This is a genomic window from Ruegeria atlantica (genome assembly GCF_013033965.1).
GTDB lineage: Bacteria > Pseudomonadota > Alphaproteobacteria > Rhodobacterales > Rhodobacteraceae > Ruegeria > Ruegeria atlantica_D.
Window position 1 is genome coordinate 1 of the sequence record NZ_WQFE01000036.1, and the last position, 2,809, is coordinate 2,809.

1 protein-coding gene is annotated in these 2,809 nt (G+C 59.0%); it reads right to left on the bottom strand.

What is annotated here, in order from left to right; all coding sequences use genetic code 11:
* The coding region (locus GOW16_RS22535) for a beta strand repeat-containing protein (protein ID WP_368039960.1) at positions 1-2,809 on the bottom strand (2,809 nt) is incomplete at both ends.

The following is a 2,809-nucleotide window of genomic DNA, read 5'->3' on the forward strand; positions in this document are numbered from 1 at the left end:
GCATCCCCATCCAGATCAAAACCCAGGGAACGTTTGGCTTTGTTTGCGGATTCAGCCTCGGTGACAACACTGGTGGCAAAACCACGTGTGTTCAGATCACGATGCGTTGTTGTGACATCCTGATCTGTGTTGATATGCGTGGTGACACCCCGATCTGCATGGCCGTCCCCATCCGTATCCGTGCGTGTGGCCCGGGTACGTCCATCAGCTGACTCAGAGATCTGGGTGGACTGGACCAGCGTCGCGTTTGCCCCGAACTGCTGATCGGTCCGGGTCCAGGCGCCATTGGCCTGTTCCACGACAGTGTTGATCCGGTCTGTAGTGCCGTCTCCGTTCATATCCGTTACGGTGGATGTGTTGAGCCCGTTGCCGGATGTTGTTGTGGTGACGCTGCCCACGGTTGCACCAGCGCCGTTGACGGTTGTAGATGCCTGTACCACGTCGCCATCCGCTTCAAACGTGGTTGTGCGGGTGGTGACAAACTCGTTGGTTCCGTCGCCGTCCAGATCGGCAGTCCAGGTGGAATTGATACCATCATCGCTGGTGGTTGCAACGATCTGTGCCTGAAGCGCGCCGCCACCATCGGTGTAACTGGTGGTTGTGGACCTGCTGCCATCTGCAGCAAGTGCCGTTGTAGCCGTTGCAACCAACTCATCCGTGCCGTCCCCGTTCCGGTCGATCCGGGAGGTGGTGGTCAGCCCATCGTCACTGACTGTATTGACCTGCGTGGCGATCAGAGCACCTGCGCTGTTGAAGGCCTGCGTCTGGCTGGTTTGTGTGCCGTTATCTGCGATAGTCGTGGTGATGACCTGGTCATTCACCCCATTGCCATCCGCATCAATGCTGCGCGTCACGATGCGCTCATCCGCGCTGACCACGGTTGTATCCGCGCTGAGCGTGGTGCCATTGGCCGCTGTTCGGATCACGGATGTGGTCTCGACACCGGCTGCATTCAGATCAACGGATCGCGTTGTGGTCAGGTCGTAATCGCCATCATTGTCCCGGTCTTCCCGGGTTGTTGTGGTCCGGCCGTCGCGGGAGGTCTCGGTGATCGCACGGCGATACACCGTGCCATTCTCTGTTTTCTCCTCCACCGTTCTGGTGGTGGAGCCATCCGCATTGAGTACGGTAGTGCTGTGTCCGCTCCGCTCAAACGCGCCATTGCCGTCCGCATCGTAGCGGGTTGTGGTCTCCAGCCCGTCATCGCTCGTGGTCGACACCATCTGGCTTTGGGTCGCGCTGGCATCGTTCAGGCGTGTTTCCGTCACCGTGACCTGGCCATCATCCCCAACAACGCGATGAATGCGCAGATCCACATTGCCATCGCCATCCACGTCCCGTGTCTCCAGGACATCGCGGCCATCATCGCTGCTTGTGGTCACCGTGCGGGACCGCAGCACGTCACTGGAACCGGTCACATCGGTAACCTCGGTCGTAACGGTTCGCCCGCCGTCCGCGTTCAGCGTTGTCACGCTGGAGGTGACAATATCCGCCGTCTCATTCCCGTCCCGATCTGCCCGGGTTTCAACGGTCAGCCCGTCATCGCTCACCGTGGTTTCCGTCCGCGACAGCAACGACCCATCACTGGACTTCAGATCTTTTGTGGTTGTCTTTGACCCATTTGCTAGGAGCTCGGTGGTGGAGGTCACCACACGCTCCGACGTGCCATCTCCATCCCTGTCCTCAGACGTGGTAGTCACCAACCCGTCATCACTGACCGTTGTCACTGCCTGGCTACGCAGGCTATCGTTGCCGTTTTTGACAGTGGTGGTGGTTGTTCGGCCACCATCAGCATTCAGGACGGTCTCTGTCACCGATTTCGTATCAACTGTGCCGTCCCCATCGAGATCAGCCGCAATCGTCACCGTCAACTTGTCGTCGCTGACATTGGTCTGCTGCGTTGACCGCGTCGATCCATCCGCATTCAGCCGGGTCTCAAGCTCGGTCCTGCTGCCATCGGCATGCTGTTCCGACCGCAGAGTCACATCACTCGCGCCATCGCCATTGGCGTCCGTATCTGTGATCGTCAGACGGCGGTCCGCGCTTTGAGAAACGGTGGTTTGTGAGAGCAACGTTGTCTGATCACCAGCATGGTTGGTCACCGTGTGCAACGTGCTGCCATCGGCATTGGAGACCCGGGTCGAGACAGATTTCCCATCCCAAGCCCCATCGCCATCAATGTCACTCAGCGTTGTCACCGTCAGCCCCTCGGCGCTGGTCACGCTCTGCTGCTTGCTTATAAGTGCGCCGTCCTGTGCCTTTTCCGTGACGGTGCGGGTCGAAGTGCCATCCGCATTCTCGACCGTCACATCAGAGATCAATAAATCCGCATCGCCGTCCCCATCCGCATCGATGCTTGTGTTTGTCACCAACCCGTCTTCGCTCGTCACCGAGACCGATTTGGCACGGTACGACCCATCCGCATTGCGCGCCCAGCTGGTTGTGGTGCGTTCGCCGGTTGTGCTGTCCACGGTCACGCTCCGGCTCAGATCCGTGGCCTGGAACACCCCGTCCTGGTTGTGATCGATCCAGGTTTCCGAACTGACCTTGTCACTGCCCAGCGTGACTTTCACCTTGTCGCGGACAGATCCGTCCGTATTGGTCTGTGTCGTCACCGTCTCGCGGCTGTCATCACCATGGATCGTGGTGGCTTCAACCTTGGTCAGATCCACATCCCCGTCACCATCCTGATCCACGGCGGTGGTTTTGGTCAGCGCATCTTCGGACTGGTTCTGCGTCGTTGTACTGCGGATGCTGCCGTCGCCATTCTTCACCGTCACGGTTGAAAATGTCGATTTGTCCGCATTCA